This is a genomic window from Nocardia sp. NPDC057227 (assembly GCF_042669725.1).
GTDB classification, from domain to species: Bacteria; Actinomycetota; Actinomycetes; order Mycobacteriales; family Mycobacteriaceae; genus Nocardia; species Nocardia asteroides_A.
In genome coordinates this window covers 105,480-131,348 of the sequence record NZ_JBHUXA010000018.1, presented here as the reverse complement: position 1 = coordinate 131,348, position 25,869 = coordinate 105,480, and the positions used below count along the sequence as shown (strand labels likewise).

20 protein-coding genes and 1 pseudogene are annotated in these 25,869 nt (G+C 62.8%); 15 read left to right on the top strand and 6 right to left on the bottom strand.

Going from position 1 to position 25,869, the window contains the following annotated elements; genetic code table 11:
* The first annotated feature begins 20 nt into the window (after nucleotides 1-20).
* The gene (gene fdxA / locus ACFUJ1_RS23845; protein ID WP_378610418.1) at nucleotides 21-341 is read left to right on the top strand and encodes a ferredoxin; all 321 of its coding nucleotides are present in this window, start codon (nucleotides 21-23) and stop codon (nucleotides 339-341) included.
* Nucleotides 338-1,453: a succinyldiaminopimelate transaminase gene (gene dapC / locus ACFUJ1_RS23840; protein ID WP_378648925.1), complete on the top strand. Its 1,116-nt coding sequence runs from the start codon at nucleotides 338-340 to the stop codon at nucleotides 1,451-1,453. Before fdxA ends, dapC begins: the two co-directional genes overlap by 4 nt.
* A 237-nt stretch (nucleotides 1,454-1,690) precedes the next feature.
* Here dapC and ACFUJ1_RS23835 read toward each other — a convergent pair.
* Nucleotides 1,691-1,987, bottom strand: a pseudogene (locus tag ACFUJ1_RS23835) (transposase family protein); the annotation flags it as partial.
* Nucleotides 1,988-2,418: 431 nt separating this feature from the next.
* Here ACFUJ1_RS23835 and ACFUJ1_RS23830 point away from each other — a divergent pair.
* From ACFUJ1_RS23830 to ACFUJ1_RS23810, 5 genes are read left to right on the top strand one after another with little or no spacing between them, the layout of a single operon-like run.
* Nucleotides 2,419-4,866: a type I restriction-modification system subunit M gene (locus ACFUJ1_RS23830; protein ID WP_378648923.1), complete on the top strand. Its 2,448-nt coding sequence runs from the start codon at nucleotides 2,419-2,421 to the stop codon at nucleotides 4,864-4,866.
* Nucleotides 4,863-6,077, top strand: a complete 1,215-nt coding sequence (locus ACFUJ1_RS23825; protein ID WP_378648921.1) for a restriction endonuclease subunit S — start codon at nucleotides 4,863-4,865, stop codon at nucleotides 6,075-6,077. The genes ACFUJ1_RS23830 and ACFUJ1_RS23825 overlap by 4 nt, the downstream gene beginning before the upstream one ends.
* A 31-nt stretch (nucleotides 6,078-6,108) precedes the next feature.
* Nucleotides 6,109-6,474 (top strand): hypothetical protein, encoded by a 366-nt coding sequence (locus tag ACFUJ1_RS23820; protein WP_378648920.1) that lies wholly within the window; start codon nucleotides 6,109-6,111, stop codon nucleotides 6,472-6,474.
* Nucleotides 6,471-9,566, top strand: a complete 3,096-nt coding sequence (locus ACFUJ1_RS23815) for a type I restriction endonuclease subunit R (RefSeq protein ID WP_378648918.1) — start codon at nucleotides 6,471-6,473, stop codon at nucleotides 9,564-9,566. The genes ACFUJ1_RS23820 and ACFUJ1_RS23815 overlap by 4 nt, the downstream gene beginning before the upstream one ends.
* A complete protein-coding gene (locus ACFUJ1_RS23810) occupies nucleotides 9,553-10,275 on the top strand; it encodes a M48 family metallopeptidase (RefSeq protein ID WP_378648916.1) in 723 nt (240 codons plus the stop codon). The genes ACFUJ1_RS23815 and ACFUJ1_RS23810 overlap by 14 nt, the downstream gene beginning before the upstream one ends.
* Nucleotides 10,276-10,590: 315 nt before the next feature.
* On the opposite strand, the gene ACFUJ1_RS23805 is transcribed toward ACFUJ1_RS23810, so the two are convergent.
* Nucleotides 10,591-12,714, bottom strand: coding sequence for an AIPR family protein (locus ACFUJ1_RS23805; RefSeq protein WP_378648914.1), 2,124 nt, complete (start codon nucleotides 12,712-12,714; stop codon nucleotides 10,591-10,593).
* A gap of 568 nt (nucleotides 12,715-13,282) precedes the next feature.
* Here ACFUJ1_RS23805 and ACFUJ1_RS23800 point away from each other — a divergent pair.
* The gene (locus ACFUJ1_RS23800) at nucleotides 13,283-15,670 is read left to right on the top strand and encodes an AAA family ATPase (RefSeq protein ID WP_378648912.1); all 2,388 of its coding nucleotides are present in this window, start codon (nucleotides 13,283-13,285) and stop codon (nucleotides 15,668-15,670) included.
* Nucleotides 15,671-15,997: 327 nt separating this feature from the next.
* Here the strand turns inward: ACFUJ1_RS23800 and ACFUJ1_RS23795 are convergent, their stop codons facing one another.
* Both ACFUJ1_RS23795 and ACFUJ1_RS23790 read right to left on the bottom strand, forming a co-directional pair.
* On the bottom strand, nucleotides 15,998-16,198 hold the full coding sequence (locus ACFUJ1_RS23795; RefSeq protein ID WP_378648910.1) for a DUF397 domain-containing protein: 201 nt from the start codon (nucleotides 16,196-16,198) through the stop codon (nucleotides 15,998-16,000).
* Nucleotides 16,195-17,049, bottom strand: coding sequence for a helix-turn-helix domain-containing protein (locus tag ACFUJ1_RS23790; RefSeq protein ID WP_378648908.1), 855 nt, complete (start codon nucleotides 17,047-17,049; stop codon nucleotides 16,195-16,197). Before ACFUJ1_RS23790 ends, ACFUJ1_RS23795 begins: the two co-directional genes overlap by 4 nt.
* Before the next feature lie 340 nt (nucleotides 17,050-17,389).
* On the opposite strand from ACFUJ1_RS23790, the gene ACFUJ1_RS23785 reads away from it, so the two are divergent.
* On the top strand, nucleotides 17,390-17,842 hold the full coding sequence (locus ACFUJ1_RS23785; protein ID WP_378648906.1) for a hypothetical protein: 453 nt from the start codon (nucleotides 17,390-17,392) through the stop codon (nucleotides 17,840-17,842).
* 481 nt (nucleotides 17,843-18,323) lie between these two features.
* The gene (locus ACFUJ1_RS23780) at nucleotides 18,324-18,611 is read left to right on the top strand and encodes a WhiB family transcriptional regulator (protein WP_378648904.1); all 288 of its coding nucleotides are present in this window, start codon (nucleotides 18,324-18,326) and stop codon (nucleotides 18,609-18,611) included.
* Here ACFUJ1_RS23780 and ACFUJ1_RS23775 read toward each other — a convergent pair.
* The gene (locus ACFUJ1_RS23775; RefSeq protein WP_378648902.1) at nucleotides 18,565-18,840 is read right to left on the bottom strand and encodes a hypothetical protein; all 276 of its coding nucleotides are present in this window, start codon (nucleotides 18,838-18,840) and stop codon (nucleotides 18,565-18,567) included. The genes ACFUJ1_RS23780 and ACFUJ1_RS23775 overlap by 47 nt on opposite strands.
* Before the next feature lie 268 nt (nucleotides 18,841-19,108).
* Between ACFUJ1_RS23775 and ACFUJ1_RS23770 the strand changes: the two genes are divergently transcribed.
* Genes ACFUJ1_RS23770 through ACFUJ1_RS23750 form a run of 5 tightly spaced genes read left to right on the top strand, consistent with a single transcriptional unit; the run spans nucleotide 19,109 to nucleotide 24,767 of the window.
* Nucleotides 19,109-20,299, top strand: a complete 1,191-nt coding sequence (locus tag ACFUJ1_RS23770; RefSeq protein ID WP_378648900.1) for an NAD(P)/FAD-dependent oxidoreductase — start codon at nucleotides 19,109-19,111, stop codon at nucleotides 20,297-20,299.
* A 44-nt stretch (nucleotides 20,300-20,343) separates the two neighbouring features.
* The gene (locus ACFUJ1_RS23765) at nucleotides 20,344-21,402 is read left to right on the top strand and encodes a DegT/DnrJ/EryC1/StrS family aminotransferase (protein ID WP_378648898.1); all 1,059 of its coding nucleotides are present in this window, start codon (nucleotides 20,344-20,346) and stop codon (nucleotides 21,400-21,402) included.
* Entirely contained in the window at nucleotides 21,387-22,325 is a 939-nt protein-coding gene (locus tag ACFUJ1_RS23760; RefSeq protein ID WP_378648896.1) for an NAD-dependent epimerase/dehydratase family protein, read from the top strand. The genes ACFUJ1_RS23765 and ACFUJ1_RS23760 overlap by 16 nt, the downstream gene beginning before the upstream one ends.
* A 15-nt stretch (nucleotides 22,326-22,340) precedes the next feature.
* A complete protein-coding gene (locus tag ACFUJ1_RS23755) occupies nucleotides 22,341-23,960 on the top strand; it encodes a carbamoyltransferase (RefSeq protein ID WP_378648894.1) in 1,620 nt (539 codons plus the stop codon).
* A gap of 6 nt (nucleotides 23,961-23,966) precedes the next feature.
* Entirely contained in the window at nucleotides 23,967-24,767 is an 801-nt protein-coding gene (locus ACFUJ1_RS23750; protein ID WP_378648893.1) for a class I SAM-dependent methyltransferase, read from the top strand.
* On the opposite strand, the gene ACFUJ1_RS23745 is transcribed toward ACFUJ1_RS23750, so the two are convergent.
* Nucleotides 24,764-25,831: a dTDP-glucose 4,6-dehydratase gene (locus ACFUJ1_RS23745; RefSeq protein ID WP_378648891.1), complete on the bottom strand. Its 1,068-nt coding sequence runs from the start codon at nucleotides 25,829-25,831 to the stop codon at nucleotides 24,764-24,766. The genes ACFUJ1_RS23750 and ACFUJ1_RS23745 overlap by 4 nt on opposite strands.
* Nucleotides 25,832-25,869: the final 38 nt, after the last annotated feature.

Sequence of the window (25,869 nt, the reverse complement as noted above, 5' to 3'; positions counted from 1 at the left end):
GAAGACTTAGGAGAGCGGCAGTGACGTACATCATCGCGGAACCGTGCGTCGATGTGAAGGACAAGGCCTGCATCGAGGAGTGCCCCGTCGACTGCATCTACGAGGGCGGCCGGATGCTGTACATCCATCCCGACGAATGCGTCGACTGCGGTGCGTGTGAACCGGTCTGCCCGGTCGAGGCGATCTTCTACGAGGACGACACTCCGGATCAGTGGTCCGGGTACATCAATGCCAACGTCGACTTCTTCGATGAGCTGGGGTCGCCGGGTGGGGCGACGAAGGTCGGGCTGGTCGAGTCCGATCCGCCGTTCATCAAGGCGCTGCCGCCGATGGGTGAATGACCGTGCCCGCGCGTACCCGGGTGAGCAGCCTGCTCCCCGATTTCCCCTGGGACACCATCGCCGACGCCAAGGCTCGTGCTGCCGCGCATCCCGATGGCATTGTCGATCTGTCCGTCGGGACGCCGGTGGATCCGGTGGACCCGCTCATCCGGGACGCGCTGGCTTCGGTTTCCGAGGTTCCTGGATATCCGACTACCCACGGGACGCCCGAGTTGCGGGCTGCTGCGGTGGAGGCGTTGAAACGTCGGTATGGCATTACTGGGTTGTCCCCGGCTGCTGTTCTGCCGGTGATCGGTACCAAGGAACTCATCGCCGGGTTGCCTCGGCTTCTCGGTCTCGGTGCTGGTGACCTGATGGTCATTCCCGAGATCGCGTACCCGACGTACGAGGTCGGCGGGCTTCTGGCTGGCTGCGAGATCCTTCGCGCTGACTCTCTGACCCAGATCGGGCCGCGGAATCCGGCGCTGATCTTCATCAACTCCCCGTCGAACCCCACCGGCAAGGTGCTCGGTGTCGACCACCTCCGCAAGGTCGTCTCCTTCGCCCACGAACGCGGGGCCATCGTCGCCTCCGACGAGTGCTACCTGGGCCTCACCTGGGAAGGTCGAGCCCCTTCTCTGCTCGACCCCGAGGTCTGCGATGGCGACTTCACCGGCCTGCTGGCCGTGCACTCCCTCTCCAAGACCTCGAACCTTGCCAGCTACCGGGCCGGGTTCGTCGCAGGCGATCCCGAGCTGGTCGCTGAACTGCTCGAGGTGCGCAAGCACTCCGGCATGATCGTGCCGTTCCCGATTCAGGCCGCCATGACGGCCACCCTCGGCGACGACGCCCACGAAGCGCGGCAGCGCGAGCGCTACCGCGCCCGCCGCGAAGTCCTACGAGGGGCGCTGGAAAGCGCGGGTTTCCGCATCGACCACTCAGAAGCTGGCCTCTACATCTGGGCGACCCGCGCCGAACCCGCCCGCGTCACCCTGGACGCTTTGGCCGACCTCGGCATTCTCGCTGCCCCCGGCGACTTCTATGGACCTGCCGGAACACAGTATGTCCGGGTGGCGCTCACCGCCACCGACGAGCGTGTTGCTACGGCGGTAACTAGGTTGTCTACAATTTGATCGGTAACTGTAATCCCTTGTGAACGTGCGCTAATTGAGGCAAGTGGGCGGGTTCGCTCGGGGCGCATCCAATTCAATGTCCAGCCGACGACCGCGTATCGCAGGTTTACTCCTTCGGCAGGACGAGTCAACCATAGGCAACAGAAATCGACTGGTCGCCAAGGGTAGTTACTCAATCTAATCACCGTGAGCCTGCGTGCGTGGGTCGGCCGCCGTTTCCTTGTTCGGGTAGCCCTAGGTGCCGTCCACAATCAGCACCGTCCCCCGTGGGAAGCGGGTCCGCGGTCGTACCGTCAGGGCGGGCCCGAGGTCGTCGATCACCCGGGCCGCCGCCGACTTCGAAGTCCCGAACACCGCTGCGAGCTGGCGCATCGTCAGGTTCGTGCGCCAGTAGCACGCCACCAGCAGCACCCGGTCCTCGAAACACAGCGTCCAGGGCCGGCCACGCAGCGGGCGGTCGGCGCCCTCGCGCCGCAGCGCGGTGATCAGGCGGGCGAACTTGCGCGGTTGCAGTCCGCTGAACAGCTCCACCATCACCGGGTCAGACGCCGAGATCACCGCCACGACAGCAGATTACCGCTGCGCCACAACGGCTTACGGGACAGGCTTTAGGCGAGACACGCCAAAGAAGGGAACGGGACCGTCGGCGATTTTCGCGCATTCGCGTGTCGGGCCGATCGCGTGCAAAAGTGAGTTCAGTTTGTAGCGTGGCGCTTCCCTGCTCGTCCCGTGACGCCTGCGGGACTTGGGCCTGCCGGACCCGCCGCAGAGGATCCGGGTGGGCCGGCTGTGGCGCAATCTGTGCGATGTCGAGGGCACGGCGCGTGCCTCGGGGCGCGATCTGTCGGACCCGGCGGCTATGGTCTAGCCTGCGGCTCCGACTCCAACTGAGGGGCCGCTCGCGTGTAGTCAGAGCAATAGCAGGGGCCGCGCCGTCGGGCGCGCACGAGGGCTCGAGGTGGGCATTGGCGCTGAAGAAGTCGGATCTGTACAGCTCGCTGTGGAGCAGTGCTGACGAGCTGCGCGGCAGCATGGATGCTAGCCAGTATAAGGACTACGTCCTGACGCTCCTCTTCGTGAAGTACGTGTCGGACAAGGCAAAGGCCGACCCCTATGCGCTCATCGAGGTGCCCGAGGACGGTTCCTTCGACTACTTGGTGACGCTCAAGGGCAGGGAGGACGTCGGCGAGAAGGTCAACGTCGCCATCCGCAAGCTCGCGGAGGCCAACGACCTACAGGGCGTCATCAACAACGCGGACTTCGATGATCCGACCAAGCTTGGCTCGGGCAAGGACCTCCAGGACAAGGTCTCGAACCTCATCGGCATCTTCCAGGACATGGACTTCTCCGGCTCCAAAGCCGAGGGAGATGACCTGCTTGGTGACGCCTACGAGTACCTGATGCGCCATTTCGCGACGCAGTCCGGCAAGAGCAAGGGGCAGTTCTACACGCCTGCCGAGGTCTCCCGCGTGATGGCGCAACTGCTGCAGATCCCAGCCAGCACGCTGAAGTCGACGACGGTCTACGACCCGACCTGTGGCTCAGGCTCCTTACTCATCAAGGTAGCCGACGCCGCTCCAAATGGCCTGACCATCTACGGTCAAGAGAACGACAATGCCACCTGGGCGCTCGCACGCATGAACATGATCCTCCACGGTAATGAGACCCACGAGATCGTCCAGGGCAACACACTTTCTGACCCTAAATTCCGTCAAGGTGAGAGTCTCGCGACCTTCGACTATCTAGTCGCTAACCCACCCTTCTCGGCAAAGACTTGGAAGAACGGCTTCGAGAGGGACTACGGTCGGTTCGATGGCTACGCCTGGCCGCCGGACAAGAATGGCGACTACGCGTTCCTGCTACACATGGTCAAGTCGCTCAAGTCGACCGGCAAGGGCGTTGTCGTCCTGCCGCACGGTGTGCTCTTCCGCGGGAACGCCGAGGCCACCATCCGCACGGAGCTCATCAAGCGTGGGCTCATCAAGGCGATCGTCGGCCTGCCTTCGAACCTCTTCTACGGCACGGGCATCCCGGCTTGTCTAATCGTACTCGACAAGAAGGACGCTCAGGCGCGGACCGGTATCTTCATGATCGACGCGTCAAAGGCCTTCGAAAAGGACGGCCCGAAGAATCGCCTCCGGCCGCGCGACATGCACAAGATCGTCGATTCCTTCGTGAATCAGAAGGAAATTCACCGCTACTCGCGCATGGTGCCGCTGCGCGAGATCCGCGACCCAAAGAACGACTATAACCTCAATATCCCTCGCTACATTGACAGCTCGGAGCCTGAGGACATTCAGGATCTGAACGCCCACTTGCAAGGCGGTATCCCGAACCGCGACCTCGACGCACTTCAGCCGTACTGGGACGCGTTCCCGAGTTTGCGTGCCGAGCTCTTCAGGCCCCTCCGCGAGGGCTACTCGGAGCTCGCCGTCGAAAAAGCGGATATCCAGGGCAAGGTCACCGAATCGGTCGAATATAAAGCGTTTGCAAAGGGCGCCTCTGACACCGTCGAAGCCTGGTGGGCAGACAAGCACAAGGTGCTCGTCGACATCACGCCGTCTACCCGCGCCAGCGATCTAATCCATGAGGTCTCTGAAGCGCTACTGGAGTCCTTCCGGCCGCGCCCGCTGATCAACGAGTACGGCGTGTACGAGCAGCTCATGAGTTACTGGAACGCCTCGATGCACGACGACGTTGCGATCATCGTAAGCGAGGGTTGGGAGGGCTCTGCCAAGCCGCGTCTGGCCCGCACCTGGAAGGACAAGAACAACAAGACCAAGTACGAGGACGCCCACATCGTCACCGGCACTCGTGCGACCGCCAAGCGCTGGGTCATGGACCTGATTCCCCCCGAGTACGTCATCGCACGGTTCTTTCCGGAGCAGAAGGCTGAGCTCGACAGATTCGTCATCGAGCATGAGGTCGCCAGCCAAGCAGTCGAGGAGTACACGGATGAACACGCCGTCGAGGAAGGCCTGCTCTGGGAGGCCGTCGAGGACGACAAGATCACTAAGGCATCGGTGGCTGCTCGCTTACGAGTCGCGAAGCGCGACGGTACCGAGTCGGACGAGGTCGCTGCTTTGCAGCATGTGATCAAGCTCTACACCGCAGAGGCGGAGGCTAACAAGGTCGTCAAGGAAGCGACGTCAAAACTTGAAGCGATGACGTTGGCGCAGTACCCCAAGCTAACGATAAACGACGTCCAGACGCTTGTCGTCGACGACAAATGGGGCGGCACGGTCCACGGTCGGGTCGGTGCCGAGGTGACAGCGCTTGGCGCGACCCTTGTTGCTCGACTCCGGATGCTGGCAGACCGCTACGAGTTCACTGTCGGTGAGCTGGACAATGAAGTGGAGAAACTCGGCGCAAAGGTCGCTTCGCATCTCGCGATGATAGGGGTCAAGGGATGACCGCACCTGACGACTGGGCGGCCTACACCCTCGGAGAGTTGTTCGACTTCTCTAACGGGATCAACGCCGACAAGTCAGCCTATGGACGGGGAGTGCCGTTCGTGAACGTGATGGAGGTGACGCGAAACGAGGCGCTGACGCCATCGCAGATCCCGGGCCGCATCACACTCCCAAAGGCTATGCTCTCGAGATACGAAGTGAAGAGAGGCGATGTCCTCTTCAACAGGACATCGGAAACCCTTGAAGAAGTGGGCATGACTGCTGTTTATGACGGCGACGAACCGGTCGTGTTCGGCGGTTTCGTGTTCCGGGGACGTCCGCGTACAAGCCATATGAGTTCGAGGTACGCCAAGTACGCTCTGCGCGCTGCTGAAGTCAGGGAACAGATCATTGCTCGTGGGCAAGGAGAAATCCGCTCCAACGTCGGCCAGCGTGACCTCAAGACCGTTCGTCTGCATCTGCCTGATCTCACCGAGCAGGCAGCGATTGTGGGAACTTTGGACGACGCAACCGAGCTAATCACACGGCTGGCGCGACTGATCGAAAAAGAGCGCAAGCTTCACAAGGGTTTGATGCAGGGTCTTTTGACGGGAGCAACGAGGCTGCCGGGCTTTTCGGCGCCCTGGCGGCGAACTACGCTCGAGACGCTGCTCGCCCCACGAAAGGAGCGCAACGCAGATCGATCGAGCTTCGAGGTGCTGAGCTGCACGAAGCATCTCGGATTCGTGCGCTCGCTTGACTACTTCAAGAACCAAGTTTTCAGTCGTGACTTGTCTGGCTATTGGATTATCCGTCGTGGCGATATTGGGTACCCCGCCAACCACGTCGAGGAGGGTTCGATTGGCGTCCAAGACCTGTACGATGTTGGTCTTGTTAGCCCCATTTATGTCGTCTTGCGGCCCTTGGCTGGAGTTAACTCGTTCTTCCTTCAGCGCCAGCTCAAGCTTGAGAAATACCGGCAGGAATTCGCGAAGGTGACGAACGCCTCGGTGAATCGGCGTGGCAGCCTAAGGTGGCCACAGTTCTCGCAGATCGAGGTATGGGTGCCATCCTACGATGAGCAGTCGGCGATTGCCGAGGTTCTGCGAGAGTCCGAGGGCCAAATACGGTTGCTTGAGCTCCGCCACAGGAAGGCGGTTGATGTAAAGCAGGGCATGATGCAAGAACTGCTAACCGGGCGTACCCGGCTGCCTGAGGTGGCCGCTTCATGAGACCGAGCGGGCCATCGCTGAGAAGGGCAAGTTGATCGTGCAGGCCGCGATGACTTACGCGAGTGGCTTGTCGGACGGCGCCGTCTTCGTTACCTTGCGCAATAAGCTTGCCGCGTCCGCTGCGGACATCACCAAGCAGGCTCAGATGGCGGAGAAGGTCTCTGCTCACGTCATCCCAGGATGGCCGATCAACAGTTTGAAGAATGACCGATGGACCTGGTGTTGTGAGGCCGCGATCCAAACATGGGATCATCTCTGCTTCTTAGCTGGGATCCGCAACTCGTTGAACCAAGAGGAAAGCCAAGAGCGGTCGGAGCCGGAAGCTCTTGAGCGCCACGCATCGCTCGATGTGCTGGCGCGGTGGGTAAATGGAGCAAGCGTGGAGGCTGTCTCATGAGCAACGTCGGCCAAAGGGAACGCGAGACGCAGAGCCGCGTCGTCAGGCTTTTCAGCGACCGCCTCGGATACGAGTACGGCGGGAACCTTGAGGACCAGGACAACTCTAACGTCGACGAGGCACTGCTTCGTCAGAACCTTCTGGCGCGCGGGTTCGACGAGGAGCTCGTCAATCGCGCGATCCAGCAGCTCCTGACGGCTGGCTCGCTCGGTGCCGGCCAGTCGTTGTATGACGCGAACCGCAAGGTCTACGACCTCCTGCGCTACGGCGTGAAGGTGAAACGCGACGTCGGCGAGAACTTTCAGACGGTGTGGCTCCTCGACTGGAACAACCCGGGTGCCAACCATTTCGTAGTGGCCGAAGAGGTGACCATCAAGGGTGAGCACACCAAGCGTCCTGACATCGTGCTCTACGTCAACGGCATCGCCCTAGGCGTTATAGAGCTAAAGCGTTCGTACACCCACCTCAGCGAGGGCATTCGCCAAAACATCGGCAACCAGAAGCAGCACTTTGTCCGCCCATTCTTCACGACGGTCCAACTGCTGTTCGCAGGTAACGACGTCGAGGGTCTGCGCTACGGCGTCATCGAGACACCGGAGAAATACTGGCTGGAGTGGAAGGAGCCAGGGGACGAGCCGAACCCGCTCGACCGTTCCCTGATGCAGATGTGCTCCAAGCAGCGGCTGCTGGAGCTCATCCACGACTTCATCGTCTTTGACGCCGGGGTCAAGAAGACCGCCCGACACAATCAGTTCTTCGGCGTCAAGGCCGCGCAAGAGCGCATCCGTTCCCGCGAGGGCGGCATTATCTGGCACACGCAGGGCTCCGGTAAGAGCCTGACCATGGTCTGGCTGGCCAAGTGGATCCAAGGGAACCAGACCGACGCGCGGGTACTCATCATTACCGACCGCACCGAGCTCGACGAGCAGATCGAGAAGGTCTTCGGCGGTGTTAACGAGAAGATCACTCGCACGGGCTCCGGGACCGAGATGATAAGACTGCTCAACCAGAGTCACCCCTCGCTCATGTGTTCGCTGGTCCACAAGTTCCGCGGATCCAATAACGACTCGTCTCGGGACGAGAATGCCGAGGACCTCATCAAGCAGCTCAGCGCGACGATCCCAGCAGATTTCAAAGCCAAGGGGAACCTGTTCGTCTTCGTCGATGAGGCTCACCGCACGCAGAGCGGCAAGATGCACCGTGCCATGAAGCAGCTCCTGCCCGATGCGATGTTCATCGGCTTTACCGGCACGCCGCTGCTTAAGGCCGACAAGATGACGAGCATTGAGACGTTTGGCTCGTTCGTTCACACCTACAAGTTCGATGAGGCCGTCCGCGACGGGGTCGTGCTTGACCTGCGCTACGAGGCCCGCAATATCGACCAGGAGCTCAAGGGAGCAGCTCAGGTCGACAAGTGGTTCGGTCTCAAGACCAAGGGTCTCACCGACCTCTCCAAGGCGCGCCTCAAGAAGAAGTGGGGCACGATGAAGAAGATCGTCTCGGCCAAGTCTCGCGCCGAGATGATCGTCCAGGACATCCTCATGGACTTTGAGCGCGAACCCCGGCTGATCTCCGGGCGCGGCAATGCCATGCTCGTTGGCGACAGCGTCTATCAGGCGTGCAAGTTCTACGAGCTGTTTGTCCAAGCCGGCTTCAAGGGCAAGGTTGCCATCGTCTCCAGCTATGTGCCCAACGCCACCGCGATCTCCAAGGAGGACGCTGGTGAGGGTGACAACGAGGAACTCCGCAAGTACGACATCTATCGTCAGATGCTCGCGGACTACTTCAACGAGTCCGCCGACAAGGCTGTCCTGCGCATCGATGAGTTCGATAAAGATGTCAAGCGTCGCTTCGTTGAAGAACCCGGACAGATGAAGTTGCTGATCGTGGTCGACATGCTGCTAACCGGCTTCGACGCGCCGAGCGCCACCTACCTGTACATCGACAAGAAGATGCGCGACCACGGCCTGTTCCAGGCCATCTGTCGTGTGAACCGGCTCGACGGCGACGACAAGACCTACGGTTACGTCATTGACTACCGCGACTTGTTCAAGTCTCTCGACAAGGCGATCACCAACTACACCTCGGAGGCTCTCGACGGCTACGACAAGGAGGACGTCGATGGCCTGCTTGAGAACCGCATCCAGCAGGAGCGAGAGGACCTCGACGAGGTACTGGAGAAGATTCGTGCGCTCTGCGAACCGGTTGCAATGCCCAAGGGCACGCTTGAGTACCAGCGCTACTTCGTGGCGACCATCCCGGGTGACGCCGACCAGATCAAGACCAATGAGCCCAAGCGGGTCGAGCTGTACAAGTCCGTGGCAGCACTGGTCCGCGCGTATGCAGCAGTTGCCAACGATATGGATCGGGCTGGCTATACCGCCGCCGAGGCGAGGGCGATCAAAGACGAGGTCGCGCACTACGTGGCGGTCAAGAACGAGGTCGAGGTCGGCGCTGGCGAGAACATCGACATAAAGCAGTTCGAAGCGGGCATGCGCGCACTCCTGGACACCTACATCCAGGCCGACCCAGTCGAACATGTCGCCACGATCGACAGGGGTCTCGTCCAGCTCATCGTAGAACGCGGTGCCGATGCGATCGACATGCTGCCCGACGGCATCAAGAAGAACCCGGAAGCGGTTGCCGAGACGATCATCAACAACGTCCGCAAGACCATTGTAGATGAGCGGGCGATGAACCCGAAGTACTTCGATCGCATGTCGTTGCTGCTCGACGCCATCATCGAGCAGCAACGTCAGGATGCGGTCGAGTACGCTGACTACCTCACCAAACTCCTTGAGCACGCCGAGAAGGTCGGCAAGGGCGAATCCGAGGACGGGGCAGCTTATCCGGCTTGGGCCGATACCGCAGCTCGGCGGGCCCTTTACGACTTCGACTGGTCCGACGGCGATGTTGATGTAAAGCAGATCTACCAGCAGGTTCAGAGCGTTAAGGAACACGGCTGGGCTGGCAATCCGATGAAGGAGCGTGCGTTGGCTCGTGAACTGCGCAAGGTTCTGCCCGGTGGTTTCAACGCAGAGAGCATAAGGCGCCTGATTGACCGGCTCAAGGAGCACAATGAGTACCGCTAGCGTCTATCTCACTGTCGCCGGTCTCGGTGTCGACGTTATCTACAAGGACATCAAGAACCTGCACATCTCGGTATACCCGCCGGTCGGCCGCGTGCGAGTGGCGGCACCGAAGCGCACCGATGAGGATTCAATTCGGCTCGCCATCGTCCAGCGGCTTCCCTGGATCAAGCGCCAGCGCGAGCAGCTCCGGAGGGCCGAACGCCAATCGACGCGAGAGATGCTCTCGGGCGAAACCCACTACGTGTGGGGACACCGCTACCAGCTCGATGTCTCCCGCACGAGCGGCCACTACAGCGTTGAGCCCAAGGGCAGGACGCTTTGGGTGGTGACGCCGGAAGGCACCGACGCCGCAGGTCGTTACTCCACATTGGATCGCTGGTACCGTCGCGAGCTCAAGGCGGCTGTGTCCGCCCTGTTGGCCAAGTGGCAACCGATCATCGGCGTTGAGGCGGAGAAGGTCGTTGTCCGGCGAATGAAGACCAAGTGGGGGACGTGCGTAACGCACTCCGGCACGATCTGGCTCAACCCCGAGCTCGCGAAGAAGAACCCGCGGTGCTTGGAGTACATTGTTGTTCACGAACTGACGCACCTCCTCGAGCGCGGCCACGGTGAGCGCTTTGTTGCCTTGATGGACAACTTCATACCGGACTGGCGCGTCCGTCGTGACGAACTGAACAAGGCGCCGCTGGCAGCGGAGTCCTGGACATGACCGCAGAGCACAACTCGTTTTGGTCGGTTGAGCCCACGGGGCGCGATCCGTTGTCGTTCGTGGCGGTCGCGCCTCTGGGCCGTCCATAATGGATGAGTGAACCGTCACGCGAAAGGGACGGCTTTAAATCGTCACGGGTGGGGGACCGCTTTTTCCTTGAGTGAGCTAAACAAGCGCCATAACGACCGGCGCGGGTCTGAATCCGAAGCCGGACTGGCACAGGTGCGGCGAGGCGAAGGCGCGGCGATCGACACAAGCTTGTCGGGCCGCACCAAACCTCGTGTAGTCGTCGGAACCTCTCAAGCGCACAAACTCTCACGGCTCGCCAGGAACCTCTTCTTCCTCGCCTTCCAGCGCCTTTAGTTCCCGCCACGCCAGATCGGCGAGCGACTCGCCGGACGTGGTCGTCCACCGAGTAGTGCCTTGATTTGCCGCCGGTCGCTTCTCCCACTGCGCCAGTTCCCACATATGGGAGATAAGCCCCGAAGGCGAGTACTGAGTGCCATCCGCCGCCCATAGAATTGGGCGTTGGCGATGCGGAACCCACGAGGCCATGCCGCGCCGCGGATCTTCCGCCAGCCAATCGGCTAGCGCTGCCGTCTCCACCGGGAAGTCTTTAGAGAGCTCCAGCGGCTCACCCTCGGCCAGCACTGCCTTGTCGACAAGTACTGTCACCGCGTTCGGTCGCCGGCGTGGGCGGCGTTTTGTGGTCTTAAGGTACTTCTGGGTGGTGGCTGCCGGAGTGGCGGCGGCATCGTGCAGAATTCGCTCAGAGATGTCGCGGCACTGACTCACGTCGGAGCAGACCACTGACAGGCGAGCGCGCTCTCCGATGTGTTCGTCGATCGTCGCCGCGACTCGCGGGACTAGGTCGCGCAACAGATCTGGAATCTGCTTGCGAGCACGTTCAGCCCACGCCAGCTCCAAATCGGGCTCGTGGAAGCCTTCGCTGTCGAGTGTGCGAAGCACCAGGTGGGTGAGCAGATACCTCCCGTGATCCATCAATACAACGCAGCGTCGTTCGAGTCGATTCTGCAGTTTGTGCAGTTCGCGTTGAACCTCACGCAGCACCAGAACGGCATTCCACAACGTGTAGGCACCGGGCTGAGGACGAAATAGCACATCGTAGATCCCCTGAGGGCCGCGTTCCCACAAGCCGTCCGAGGTGGTGGCGATGCGGGCCGCGTACTGGCTGTCCGGATGTGCACAGGCCAATGCGTGCGCCGCTTCGACAACCGAGCATCCAGTGTCGCCCGAGGGCTCAAGCGCGCTACGACGTACTCCGTACTCAAGGCTGAGTTCAGCACGCATCTCAGCCATGATCGATGCTTGGACGGGATCGAGCGCTATGAAATCGCGTGCTTCCACGCGATTCTGTCGATTTGTCGTCTGCGTCGTGCGTTTAGCGAATTCCGCTGACTGGCCGGTGACGATGATGCGAACCCCCACCTGTGCCTCGGCCGCGACCTTGTTCACTGCGAGTGCTTCGGCGATGGACTTCACGGTCTGCGCGCCGTTGACCACGCTTGCGCTATGCAGAGTCAGTGCCAGCGGGCGATTTTGCGGCGATCGCATCGAGCGGTTCGTGCGTTCCACCGACTCGCACAGCACTGTCACCCCGTTGTTGAAGTACCAGAAGTTCGCGGGTTCCTCGATGAGCGTCCTCTGTAATTCATTGTTGATCGGGGTGCGCCCCAGAGGATTGCGGATGTTCTGGTTGAACAGGTCGGAGCCGCTTTCCACCCACTGCGCGACATCCTCCGCATTGACTACCCCCTGGAAGGAAGGGTGAGGCGAGCCGATCTCGAACCAGGGGAACATCTCGACCTCAAGATTTACTGGCGGCGGACTCTGATCCTGGCGGATCGAAGCCCACACGTCTCCAGCAAGGATGATGTGATGGTCGAGACGCTCACCGTACTTGTTGAACTCCCGTTCTCCGGTGTCCAGTGCTGCCATGAAACCGTCACCGACATCGTCAGGGCGCATCAGAACCGCGACCTGAGTGACAGGGACGGTTTGGCTCGTCATTACATTGTTGGCGCGTTCGGCGAGGAGTCGACCGCGCGGGTTGAACGGTGTGAAGTCACCGTCATCGATGAGCCGAAGTCCGCCCAGTAACTCAAGAACCGCCTGGCGGTCGCCCTTCGCGCGACCGTCCTTGCTCCACTTCGCCTGGACAAGGTAGATGTGTGGGTGCGAGCCCTCCACCACGGCAATCGCGTCGATGCCCTGATCGGATTCGCCGTCGATGACCGTGAGCGCGGCATCAGCATGGCTGAACCCGGTCACGATCCGTACCGCTTGAGCGGCGAGCGCGCGAGATAGCGCCCGCGGCGTCACCTCGGCGGGCGGACGGCCGTCGAGATCGCTGATGTCGAGCAGCCCGCCGTCAAGATAGATCCGGCGTAGTTCGCTCTCGACCTGGCGAACCTGCATCGGAACAGTGCTGTTGGGCGGCGTGCTTGTCAATATTTCCCTCCGGATGTGTCGCTTGCCAATGGTTCATCCCCTCGTCCATCGGCAAGACTGTTTCCCCCATCCTTGCAGAATCGGACGGATCTAACTCCCGTGCCACGTTCTAGCTCTTGTGATCGAACTGGTCGGTGTCGACTCGACAAGGGCGGGTTGGTCGTCCTGCCACTGGCAATGCTGACCACGGTAGGTTCAGTTCGTTGGCCTATCTGAAACATCTGCACTGCAACAAGTTTCGTAGCACGTGGAGCTGCTGCTGGATAGGGTGACCGTTGATCTGCTCCGCCCGGTCAGGCAGACGAGCCCGGAACCCATCGGATGGGGCAGACCTCCGATGCGCGCGCTCGACCCGCTGGCACCCCGCCGCGACGGAACGGTCTGCGCCCTCGCGTGTCGAAATGATTGCTGCGGGCTCGGATCAGTGCCCTGCAGCGGGTCATTGTCGCAGAACAGCCCACCTACAGCTCATCCAGCCTCTAGGCTGCTGAAGGTCTTGTTCGGCGTGGATTCCGGGTGGGGACAGGGGAGTGAGATGCAGATCCGTGCGGTATGGATCCGGTTCTACAAGTCGTTCAATCTCGACTATGAGTTGAAGGCGAATCCCGAAGCGAGAACCAAATCGGCGCCCTGGCAGCAGACTCCGCACGGCTGGATGCCGCACATACGTATTCCGCTTGAGGGTGACATTACCGCCGTGGTGGGCGCGAACGAGTCAGGTAAAACTCACCTCATCGACGCCGTTAAGCTATTGCTGACCGGGCAAGAACACCATCAACGCGACTTCTGCCGGTCATCGTCGCTGTTCTCGGTCGAGCAGGACGCCCGGCTATTCCCTGAGGTGGCTGCGACATTGGCACTCGATCCCGAGGACGAACGGCGGCTACTCGGGGTGACGATTCCCAGGCTGAACAACGGTGACATACTGATGATCCGCCCGGAGCCAAAAATCGTGCAGGTTGTGAACGCTCAAGGTGAGCGCAGTAACCTGTCTATGGACGTAGCAGCCAAACTTGAGGCGCTGCTTCCATTCCCTCACCAGCTGAAAACCAGTGTGGCGTTGCCAGATTCGGTGTCAATTGCAGCGCTTTCGGGAAGCGTGGCGATGGTTGCGGGCCGGCGGACCCGTTCTACGGTGCTCTCGAAACTGCTGTCGTTCGGTACCGCGGACACAGCGAACAAACGCGCTGGTGAGTTGCTCGACCTGCTCGCGACCTCTGATTCCGAGCACACCGAGGCCCAGAATCTGGGCATGGCGCTTCTGCTCGACATCGCTCGCATCGAGCGCTCCAGTTTCGCCGAACTGCAAGCGGCGATCGCCGATGAGCGCGAGGGCCTTGTCAACGGCCTGATCCAGGAGATGAACAACTCCATTGCTCGGCATCTAAACGTGTCGCGGTGGTGGAGCCAAGACCCGCAGTTCCAGCTTCGTGTGTCCCCGCGCGAGCATGAGCTTGTTTTCACCATCCGCGACCGCACCGGTACCGATTACTCGTTCAGCGAACGCAGCCGCGGCCTGCGGTACTTCTTGAGCTACTACGTGCAGTTACTGTCGCACGAGCGACCAGCGGATCGGCCGGAAGTTCTGCTGATGGACGAACCCGATGCTTACCTGTCGGCGTCAGGTCAGCAGGATCTGCTGCGAATACTTGAGCACTTCGCGTACCCAGAGGACAGCGACCGGGCCGAACAGATTGTGTACGTCACGCACTCTCCGTTTCTAATCAATCGCAATGCCGGGCATCGAGTACGAGTGTTGGACAAGGGCTCTCGTGACGAGGGCACACGATTGGTCAAGGATGCTACACGCAATCACTACGAGCCGCTGCGTACTTCGTTGGGCGCTTTCGTAGCTGAAACTGCGTTCATCGGCGGAGACAATTTATTCGTCGAGGGCATCGCCGATCAAGTCCTGATCGCGGGCATGAACGCCCGCCTGCTCCGCGCTGGTACGCCACCGAGTCGATGTCTGGACCTGAATCAGGTCACCATCGTGCCCGGTGGCGCCAACATTCCATACATGCTCTACCTCGCCCGCGGACGTGACCAGGTCAGACCGGCCTGCGTTGTACTGCTCGACGGTGACGACGCCGGTCAGACAGCGCGCAAGCAGATCCGCCGCGGCGGTGCCCACCGCAAACCCACAGTCGCTGACGATCTGATCGTGCTGGTCTCCGAATGGGCCGAACAGCACAGCCTCGAGGTCACCGGCGGGGTTGTCGTGCGCGAGCCGGAGGACCTCGTACCAGTCGGCGTCGCGGTCCCGGTCGCACGACGTTACGCGCGCACCTTTCTGGGCTATCTCGACGAGGACACCAAGAGGCTGACAGAACAATCGGTGATCGAGCGGATTCCCGCTTTGAACGGCAGCTTGTGGGACGCCCTACAAGAAGCCTTCGAGTCCGCGTTCGGCACCACAATCGGCAAGGCGGGATTTGCGAAGGAGTTGCTGGGGTACCTTAAGGATTCTCAGAGTCAGGGCGGTCCCCGTCCTGCCGGAGTGCCAGCGCTGGACAACAACTTCGCGGTACTGATTGAGCAATTGGCCCTCACACTGCGCCGTGCTCGGGAACGTGAGACCGACGACCGCCGCGACAACCGGCTGGAACGCATCATCGACACATTTATCGCCGACCAACCTGCCGGATGCAGCAGAGATCTGGCCGCTCTGACCCTCGCACGCATCGATGCGGCAGTTGACGACACGGCTGCCGGGGATGTCGTGCGTGCCGGTACTGCTCGAATTCGCCGCAACTTCAAGCTCGCTACCGAGCCGTTGAAGAAGGTCGAGGACTTCGCAGGGTTCATCGAAGCCTTGAGTAACCTTCGCCACCTTGAACGTCTTCGAGATCAAGGATTGATCGGATCCACCACGCTCTCGCACTCGAAGTACCCTGCGGCGGGCAGGGCGAAACCGGAATAACCAAATTCTGTGCGGCCGGTATGTGCCAATTTGGGGAATTGTGCGGGTCCGCGTCGGTGTCGCCCGGTGATATTGGTCGGCAGATCAACGTCGATTCTGGTGTTGATGATGGTCATCGCAGTGAAAACTCGGCATTGTTCATTCCGGCCACGAAATTTGGTGTCTTCTATCCGACGGTAAAAAGCGGTCCCAACTTGGACGGTTAGGACCTGCCTGCCGGTTAGCTCCGAGGGCTTGCTGGCCTCGTCTGCTGATTACATTCGAGTTGCCAAGAAGCCCGGACGGGAGCTCGGTCAGCAGGTCCTTTGCTGAACTCCCGTCAGCACGTTATGACTGTTCGAAGTCGCCGCCCATCACACCAGCGATAAAGACACCCCAGACCTCCGCAGTGAACATCAGATGGCCCTGTTCAATGCATTTGGAGTCTCGAACACCGACCTGTCGGCCAGCGAATGCAACCTCGACGCAGTCGATATCACCACTCTTGGATGATTTGGACCAACGGGCTCCGGCGAAGTCGACATTCATCGCACAAACCTCCTTGCTGCCTGCCGGAGCAGGTCACGTGACTGTTGCGGATTCAACGCTACGCGGCTCAGGGCCTGGTGCGCCTTACGGTATCGCTCTACGGTTTCAGCTTGCTCAAGATACAAGGCGCCGGTGAAGCCTTCGAGATGCACAGTGGACGGTTCACGCGTACCGGTAGTGCCCTGTGCGAAGTCGAGAATGCCGAAGGGGCCGGCGACTTCGCCGAGTGGTAGCGCAGCGGTAAACGGCACGATCCTGATCTCGATGTTGTCCCGGGTGCTCAGGTCGGCGAGGTGTCGGAGCTGCTGCGACATGATCGCCGGGCTTCCGACGACACGGTGCAGCGCTTGCTCGTCCAGCAACTCGATTACGCGTAACGGTTGCCAATTGCGAGTGACGAGCCTCTGCCGGTGGAGCCGAATCTGCACCCGTCGGGAGATGTCCGAGGCGGCATTGTCCGGATAGGCTGTGCGGATCATGACCTCGGCGTATGACGGCGTCTGGAATAGGCCGGGGACGATGTTGCTGAACGATGTCGAGGTGGCGGCGGCCGCTTCCAGGCCGATGTAGACGCTGAAAGCTTCCGGGATGAGGTCGCCGTACTCGTGCCACCAGCTCCGGTCGTTGCCTTGGCGAGCCAACCCCATCAGCGCATCGGTCATCGTCTGATCGGCGTGCAGCACGCGGCACAGCGCCTCGATGTCGAGTAGCCGGATGCGGTGCGGTGTTCCGGTCTCGAGCCGCTGCACCGTCCCCGCGCCCCGCTCGATCAGCCGAGCAACCTCTGCGATCGTCAGCCCGGACTCCTGCCGTAGCTCCCGCAGATGCCGACCCAACTGTCTGCGCGGCACGGTCGACCCCGCGTGAGCCTCAGGCCGCCCCACACTTTTGGATTCCCCGTTTTGAACACTGGGGCCCCTATTTTTGGATGCCACAGATCTCCCCTTTGGATGAAGGAAAAGTCTTCACATACAACGGTTTACATCATATCTGGAGATCGCTCAGGTTGATCGACGCGATTGCCACGGATCATCCGGACACCCTCGAAACGCGCCTACCAATGCGGTCTTCTGTCCCCGGCGCCCGGCCCGGAAGGAACGTCAGGGGTTCCTCCCGCACACCGGACCCACTGCCCCGGTCCGGAGCCGGGCGCCCTCGCATCCGAGGGCCAGCAACCGAGGGGGAAACCGAATGTATGTCGCCGTGCCACCGTGGGAGACGACTCTGGAAGAGCTCTGCGACTACTACCGCGAAGTGTGCGGCATCCCGGCCTTCGTCAGTGCCGACGGGGTGAACACCATCCGGGCCAGCGGCGACGACTTCTGTGTGGTCACCACACCACCACACCTCGGCGCCGCTGTGCAACGACGCATGGACGACGTACCAGGACGATGCGGCCCGATCTCGTCGTCCACGCTCAGCGGACGCTGGATGTTCCTCGCCCGAGTCGGCCCCCTCGACACCTACGCCGACCTCGAACTCGCCGCGTTGAACGCCGGAATCACCGATGCCGGGACCTTCCCCCTGCCCACGCCCGGCACCGCGCACCGCACATGGGTCATCCCACCCACCGACACCTACCTCCCCACCAGGGACTGGATCGTCGACGCAATCTGCTGGTGCCACCCCCGAACCCACCACTGAACGAACCACCGCCCTCCCCCTGCCCGCAACACCCCTTCGCCCGATTGCCACCCCAACCCCACGGAAAGCGCTCCAACACCCCAGTCCACGGAGGCGACCCCCAATGCCCCCTCACCGCACCGCGAACGACCAAGCCCACACCGGCCGCAACGGGTCGGCCCCGACCTCCCCGCACCCGGACGAACCCGACATCTGGCTGACCCTCACCCTCGGTGGACTCGAATTCCACTTCGTCGCCTGCCTCACCGCCGCCCTCATCTTCGTCTGCGACCTGCAACGCCACCGCCTCGCGGAACACGTCCGCATCGCCGCGTACGGTGCACACGAGACACCGCGACTCCCCAATGAGTGCCTATTCCTCGAGCCGTAGCCCGCGACCCGCTGTTCCAGGTAGCAGGTATTCCGGATGGGGGAGAGCCGCCACCGGAATTCCCTGTCAGCGGTGGCGACGCCCGACCCCGGATCGGCGAAAGTTCACAGCATGACGACAATGCTCTCCACCTCGTGCGACACCGCCTTCGAGGAACTGTCGTGGCGAGCCGACGGACTGTGCGCGCAGACCGACCCCGACGCCTTCTTCCCGAGCCAGGGCGAATCGGCGCGTGACGCCAAACGCATCTGCGCCGGGTGCGGGGTGCGGCAGCGCTGCCTGGAGTACGCCATCGCCAAGGACGAGCGGTTCGGGATCTGGGGCGGGCTCTCGGGGCGGGAGCGCAGGCGGATCAGCGGTCGCGGTAGGTCTCCAGGAGGCGCAGCCATACCTCGCTGATGGTCGGGAAGGGCGGGACGGCGTGCCAGAGGCGGTCGATCGGGACTCCGGCGGTGATGGCGATGGTCGCGGAGTGCAGGAGTTCCGCGGTGCCGGGGCCGGCGAAGGTGGCGCCGACGATGGTGCGCTGGTGCGGGTCGATGAGGAGCCGTGCCTGGCCGCGGTAGCCGGGGAGGTACTGCTGGGCGCCGATGACGCGGCTCAGGTCGTAGTCCACGACGTCCACCACGTAGAGCCAGTCGGTGCCAGGGTGGAGCAGTCCGGATGCCCAACGAGTGTCTATTTCTCGAGCCGTAGGGCTGCGGATGCGTTCATTGCATGATCGCGCCACAGGGTGCTGGATGCGAGCTATATTGTTGAGGCTGAATGCGTTTCGGGGTGCGACCGCTCGGGTGGATCGGCTGACCTGCGCGCTGGCAGGTCCGCATCAGCAGGGGGATCGGGCTTCATTGCGGCTGACTCGGGGTGTCTCGAAGCGGTGTGAACAAGGGGGAGCGATGGAAGCAGGCAAGTACGACTGTGTCGTGGTGGGCGGCGGGGTGGCCGGATTGATGACCGCGTCGCGGTTGAGCGAAGCGGGAGCGTCGGTTGCGCTGCTGGAGAGCGAGTTGCTCGGTTCCGGTGCGACCACGCGAAACCACGGCATGGTGCACGGCGGCGCGCTGTATGCGCGGTGGCATCCCGAGATCGTGGCAGCCTGCTCACAGGCGCAGACGGCATACCGCAAGTCGTTCCCCGACGCTGTCACCGGGAGTGCAGCCTGCTGGTACATCGGGTCGGCGACGACGGTCGATACCTACGACAAATTGTGGCGGAGTTTCGGCATTGCGCACAGCGCCGTTGATGACGACGAACTTGCTGAGCTGTTGAACATGGTGGACGGAGCGCGCACGTCGGCCCGAGCGGTCCAAGAGCTGCTGATCGATACCGGCGAGCTGATCGCCGATCTGGCTCGCCGCTGTCTCCGCGGCGGTGTTCGGCTGCTGGTCGGCGCGCGGGCGCTACAGGTGGTCACCGCCCACGGGGCGGTGCGCGGAGTGCGAACCGCCCTCGGAGTCGTCGAAGCGGCAAATGTGGTGCTTTGCAGCGGAATCGGTACCCGGGACATCCTCGAGTCATCGGGGTCGGTGGTAGCCGGTGAGCTGCGCTCGAGGTTGGAGACGATGATGGCCTTTCCCGGCGACTTGCCGCGCGCGATCATCGGCTTGGAGTTCGGGTGGCCGGCGGTGGCGCCCTCGGCCTGTGGGGGCGTGGTGCTTGCGTCTCGCTACGGTGCGCCGCAGCGATTCGTGGACGGGCCGGCTCGCTGGCCGGTCCCCGCCGATGAGAACGCGCGGCTGGTCCGCGACCTGGCCGAACGGCTGAAACCCGGGCGAGTGGACCTGAGTGGTGGGGTCGGGTGGGTTTGCAGCAAGACCGAGCACGTGCGAGGCAGTGGTGATCAGTGGGGCACCGAGCCCGACTACGCCGTCATCGATCACCGGCAACGAGATGGTGTCGCGGGGTGGTGGACGGTGCTGCCGGGCAAGATGACGCTCGCCCTGCATGCCTCTCGGGCGGTGGCCGCGGCGGTCACAGCCACCGAGCCCGCACTGGAGCTCGAGGCGCGGGCAAGCGGAAGGCTCGACATCACCGGATTGATCGACGTCACGCCCTGGGGCGCGCACACGCGCGCGGGTGCGCAGTGATTCCCCCATTCACCGCCGCCGTACCGGAGGACGAAATTGCTACCGTGCTGCAGGCGGCCGGCGAGGTCCTTCGATCGGGTCGGCTGGTACTCGGCCCGCACACCGAAGCGCTCGAGGCGGCGGTGGCGGCGATGGCCGGAACTCGGCATGCGGTAGCGGTCGGTTCCGGAGCCGCGGCGCTGGAGATCATTTTTCGGGATTTGAACGTCGCGGGTCGGATTGTGCTGGTGCCGACGAACACCAACTATGCGACTGCCGCCGCCGCGCTGGCAGCCGGGGCGCGGGTGCGGCTGTACGACGCCGGACTGTACCCGTCGAACGAGGACCTCAGCCGTCGCCTGTGTGGCGATGTTGCGGCGGTGGTGGTCGTGCATATCGGTGGGTACGTCAGTCCGGGCCTGGACGACATCGCCACCCGATGCCGCGAAGCGGGCGTGCCGATCATCGAGGACGCTGCCCACGCGCACGGCTCGGCCCTCGGCTCTCGCCCGGCGGGAGGACTCGGGTATGCGGCCGCGTTTTCTTTCTTCGCCACCAAGGTCGTCACCACCGGAGAGGGCGGAGCTGTCACCACGGACGATCCGGGGCTGGCAGCCCGCGCTCGCAAGTATCGCAACCAAGGCAAAGACGACAGTGATCAGCACACCCTGGTGGGCTCGAGCTGGCGAATGAGCGAAATCGGCGCCGCGCTCGGATGCGCGCAACTCGCGCATCTCGCTCGGGATGTCGCCCGACGACGCGCGGTGATCGATCGCTACAGCGTCGCGCTCGACGGGCACGGACTGACATTCCCAGCGATATACGGCCAGGTCAGCGGCCATAAAGCTGTCGCTCTCCTCGACTGTTCGATCGATCGCGAACAGTTCTACGACAGTGCGGCTGCTGCCGTCGTTACTCTCGGCCGTGGCGTGTACACCCGGCCTCTGCATACCCAACCGGTGTTCGCAGATCTCTGTGATCAGCCGTTTCCGGTCGCTGACGAATTCGCCGCCCGCCATATATGCCTGCCGCTGTGGCGCGACATTTCCGACGCCACGGTCGCGGAAGTGATCGATGTTGTCGGCGCCATCCTGAGAGGTCGACCGCAGTGCCCAATCTCATAGTTCCCGGTGCAGGCGGATTCATCGGAGTCAACCTGCTCAGGCGGATCATGTTCGATCGGCAATTCGACAGGTTCGAACGCTTCGTGCTGATCGACCCGCTGTCCTACGGGACGCAGACGATTCCTCAAGAGGTGCTGGCGGATTCCAGGGTCCGGTTCGAGCGTGCTTCGATCTACACCCCGGGCCTGGTAGCCGACCTGGTCGGTCCCGGGGATGTGGTGATCCACCTTGCTGCGGAGATCAATACGGCCGACTCGCCACAGATGGGAGTGGCCGACGACCCCGTCGGCTATCTGCGCGCGCTCACGGATGCCCGGATCGGCCGATTGCTGTTCGTCTCGACTGCCGACGTATACGGCATCAACGACTCCGACGACCTGACCGAGACCGATCCGGTACATCCGACCACGCTGTATGCGGCTGCCAAAGCCGCCTTCGAGGCTTACCTGTCGGCCTTCCACGCTCGGGACGGCTTGCCGGTCGTCGTACTGCGCCCGGTGACCATCTACGGCCCGCACCAGCAGCCCGGCTGGCTGGTGCCGGTGGCCATTACCCGCGCTCTGGCGGGGGAGTCGATTGCGATCTACGGAGACGGCACCGCCCGCCGCGACTGGATTCACGTTTACGACATGTGCGAAGTTCTCGTCCGCGGGGCACTGACCGAGGCCGAAGTGCACGGCCAGGTCTTCAATGTCGGCACCGGCACCGAGGAAACCGTCGCCGCACTCGTACACCGCATCATCGACTCGGTCGCCGACCCGAGAGTGGTCGTGGAGTACACGGCGGCCCGCCCCGGCGATCCACCCCGGCAGATCACCTCGGCAAGCAAAGCCCGCCACGCTTTCGGATGGTCCCCGTCCCGCACGCTGAGCGCCGGATTGGAACACACCATCGACGCCTACCGTCGCGCCCACACCGGTTGACAGGAGCAGACCGCGATGTATGTGCTGGGGATTCACGGGAGCTTCGGGCGAGCCGACCACGACGCCGCGGCCGCGCTCATCCACAATGACCGAATCGTCGCCGCGGCAGAGGAAGAGCGATTCATTCGCTACAAACATGCCGTTGGGCTCATGCCCGATCACGCGATCCGCTACGTGCTGTCCGCGGCGGAGATCGATATTCACGATGTAGATGTGATCGCCTTTCCCCGCGCCACCTGGCGGGACTTCGTTCCCCGGTTACAGGCCTACCTGAACTATCAGTTCGGTCACGTACCCGTCATAGAACTCGTCGACCATCACCTTGCCCACGCCGCATCGGCCTACCTGATCTCCGGGTTCGATGACGCCCTGGTGGTTACCGCTGACCAAGCAGGCGACGGCGTCTCGGCCGGTGTATACCGCGCCGCTGGCACCGTGATCGCTCCGATCGAGACCGTGGCCTTTCCCGACTCCATCGGCTTGTTCGCCGCCGCAATGACCCAGTACCTCGGCTACCGCAGTCAGCACGACGAATTCAAGGTGATGGGTCTTGCCGCGCACGGCACCCCACAGGACACGCACCCCCTGCTGCGCGTAGAAGGTGGGCTTCCGAAGCTCGACACCACCCTGCTGCACCGCGAGGTCTTGCACCGCCATCCTGTATTTCACACCGACCAATTGCCGATGGTCGGCGTCGATGAGCTGCCCGGACTGCCGCCGCGAAGGCAACCCGGCGGACACCTCACGCCTGGACACGCCGATGTCGCCGCGACCACGCAGAGCACGATCGAAGCTGCTGTACACGCTCTCGTCGCACGGCACCGTCAGCCGGGCGACGTCAGATTGTGTGTAGCCGGGGGAGTGATGGAGAACTCGGTCGCGCTCGGCAAGGTGGTCGCGCAGGCCGGTTTCTCCGAGGTGTACGCGGGCCCCGCCTCCGGCGACGCGGGGACCGCCCTCGGTGCGGCTCTGCTGGTCGCCGCCGCCAACGGCCACCGGCCCGCCCGCCTCGAGGATGCCCGCCTCGGCCCCCGCTTCGCCGACTCGGCGATCGAGGCTGTTCTCCGCGACTGTGGAGCCACCTACGGTGTGACCGACGATCCCGCCTACACAGCTGCAGACCTGCTTGCCCAAGGCAAAGTGGTGGCCTGGTTCCAAGACCGGATGGAGTTCGGGCCCCGTGCCCTCGGTGCGCGTTCGCTACTGGCCGACCCCGCTCGGGCGGGGACCCGCGCTCAGGTCAATCGGATCAAACGCCGCGAACAATTCCGCCCTTTCGGCCCCTCCATCCTGGCCGAACAGTGCGGGGAGCTCTTCGGTCGAGAAGGTCTCCGAGCACCGTTCATGTCGTTCACTCTGCCGACCGCTCGACAGGAGCCAATCGCGGCAGCGACACACGTCGACGGCACCAGCCGGCCGCATACCGTCGCGGCGGGGGATGGGCTGTACCGGAGGCTCCTCGAACAATTCCACGCGATGACCGGGGTACCGGCCGTCCTGAACACCAGCATGAATTCCGGATGGGAACCGATCATCGCCGAGCCCGCCCACGCTCTGGCGTTCCTGCACTCCAGCTCTGCCGATGCGCTGATAATCGGCTCGTATGTCGTCACCAAGCCCGGCCGGCCGGGGTGAGCAGTGGTGCGCGACCCCATCGATCTGCTGGCCGCCCAGCTCGCCGTCCACGCTCGCTACTCCGAACACCACTTCGACCTCCAGGGGGACGTTCGCACCGCCCTGGAACTGATCGGTCACGAGGCTGTTCTCGACATCGGTTGCGGCACCGGAACATTCCTGCACGGACTCCGGGCGAACGGGCATCATGGACCCCTGATCGGCGCCGACCTCCGTGCCAGCGCACTCACCGCTGTCGCTGCACTCGGCTCGGTGTACGGGTGCCGGGCAGACGCTACCCAGCTGCCGTTCACCGGCGACTCCGTCGACCGCGTCAGCGCCATGCATTTGCTCTACTACCTGTCCGACCCGGCAGCCGGCGTGCGCGAGATCAGGAGAATCATCCGGAGCGGCGGCCGCATCGCGTTCACTCTCAACCACACCACGACCGCGCCCCGGCTCCGAGGACTGGTGGTCGCGCACGCCGAGCGCTACGGCTTCGCAGCTCGCCCTGCCGCCATGACCTGGGCCGCCGACCCCGCCGGTACGGCACAGCTGACGATCGAAGGTGCCGCCGAGCTGATCAGTGCCGAATTCGGCAACGTCAGCATCTGGCGTCGTGACAATGCCCTTGCCCTTCCTTCTCCGGAGGACGTCGTCGACTATGCCGACGTGTTCGCTCAGTTCACCTGCGGTGTTCCTGGGGACTCCGCGCACCGCACGGAAATTCTCGCTGCTGTCCGCGTCGACGTAGAACGCTGGTTCGACCGCCACGGCGGACCGTGGCGGGACCCGAAGGGGTATACCGTGCTGAGTTCCGATACTTAGTGCGACTGAGCGGCGGGCCCGACCCGACTCCAGTCGAAGCCGAGTTCGCCCTTCTCGGCGATGATCTGCTCCCACCACCCGTGGTGCTCGACGTACCAGGCGACGGTCGCCGCGATTCCCTCGGCGAAGTCGTGACTCGGTGCCCAGTCCAGCTGCGATTCGATCTTGCCAGGATCGATCAGGTACCGGCGGTCGTGATTCGGCCGATCCGGAATGTGTTCGATCCACTCATCCGGGTTCCGGCCGAGCTCGGTCACCACCCTGCGCGCGATCTCGAGATTGGTGACCTCGCAGCGCGCGGATATATCGAAGATCGGCAGTAACCCGGGATCCGTGGCGGCTGCCGCGGGTGTCGGCTCCAACTCGGCGTGCAGCACCCGGTGCACTGCCGCGCAGTGATCGGAAACGTGCAGCCAGTCGCGGCTCTGCAGCCCATCTCCGTACACGGGCACTTTCCGGCCGCGTAGCACATTGGTCACCGCTAGCGGAATCAGCTTTTCCGGGAGCTGGAACGGCCCGTAGTTGTTCGCACAGTGTGTCAGCCGCAGATTCATGTCCGGGTAGGTCTGCATGTAGGCGCGAACCATCTGGTCCCCGGCAGCCTTCGCCGCGCTGTAGGGCGTCTTCGCGTTCAACGGGCTGCGCTCGGTGAACCACTGATCCCCGGTTGCCAGCTCGCCGTAGACCTCGATCGTCGAAACGTGCACATGGGACCGGACCGGCACCAGACGACTACATTCGGCCATCACCTGCGCCCCCAGCGCATTGCTGCGCATGAACGACGAAGGTCCCAGGATGGCTCGATCGTTGTGCGACTCGGCGGCGAAGTTGACCACGAAGTCCGGACGATGCCGACGATAGAGGGCGTCCATCACCTCGAGATCGGCGATATCGACCTTCTCGAAGATCACCCGGTCGATCACCGAATCCAGATTCGCGACATTGCCGGCGAACCCGATGTAGTCGACTGCGACCACTGTCGCGTCCGGCTCCCACTCGAGCAGGTGATGCACATAGTTGGCGCCGATGAATCCCGCGGCGCCGGTCACGAGGTAGACGGCCACGACTGCACAGCCTAGCGGCCGCCGGCTCGATCACCGGA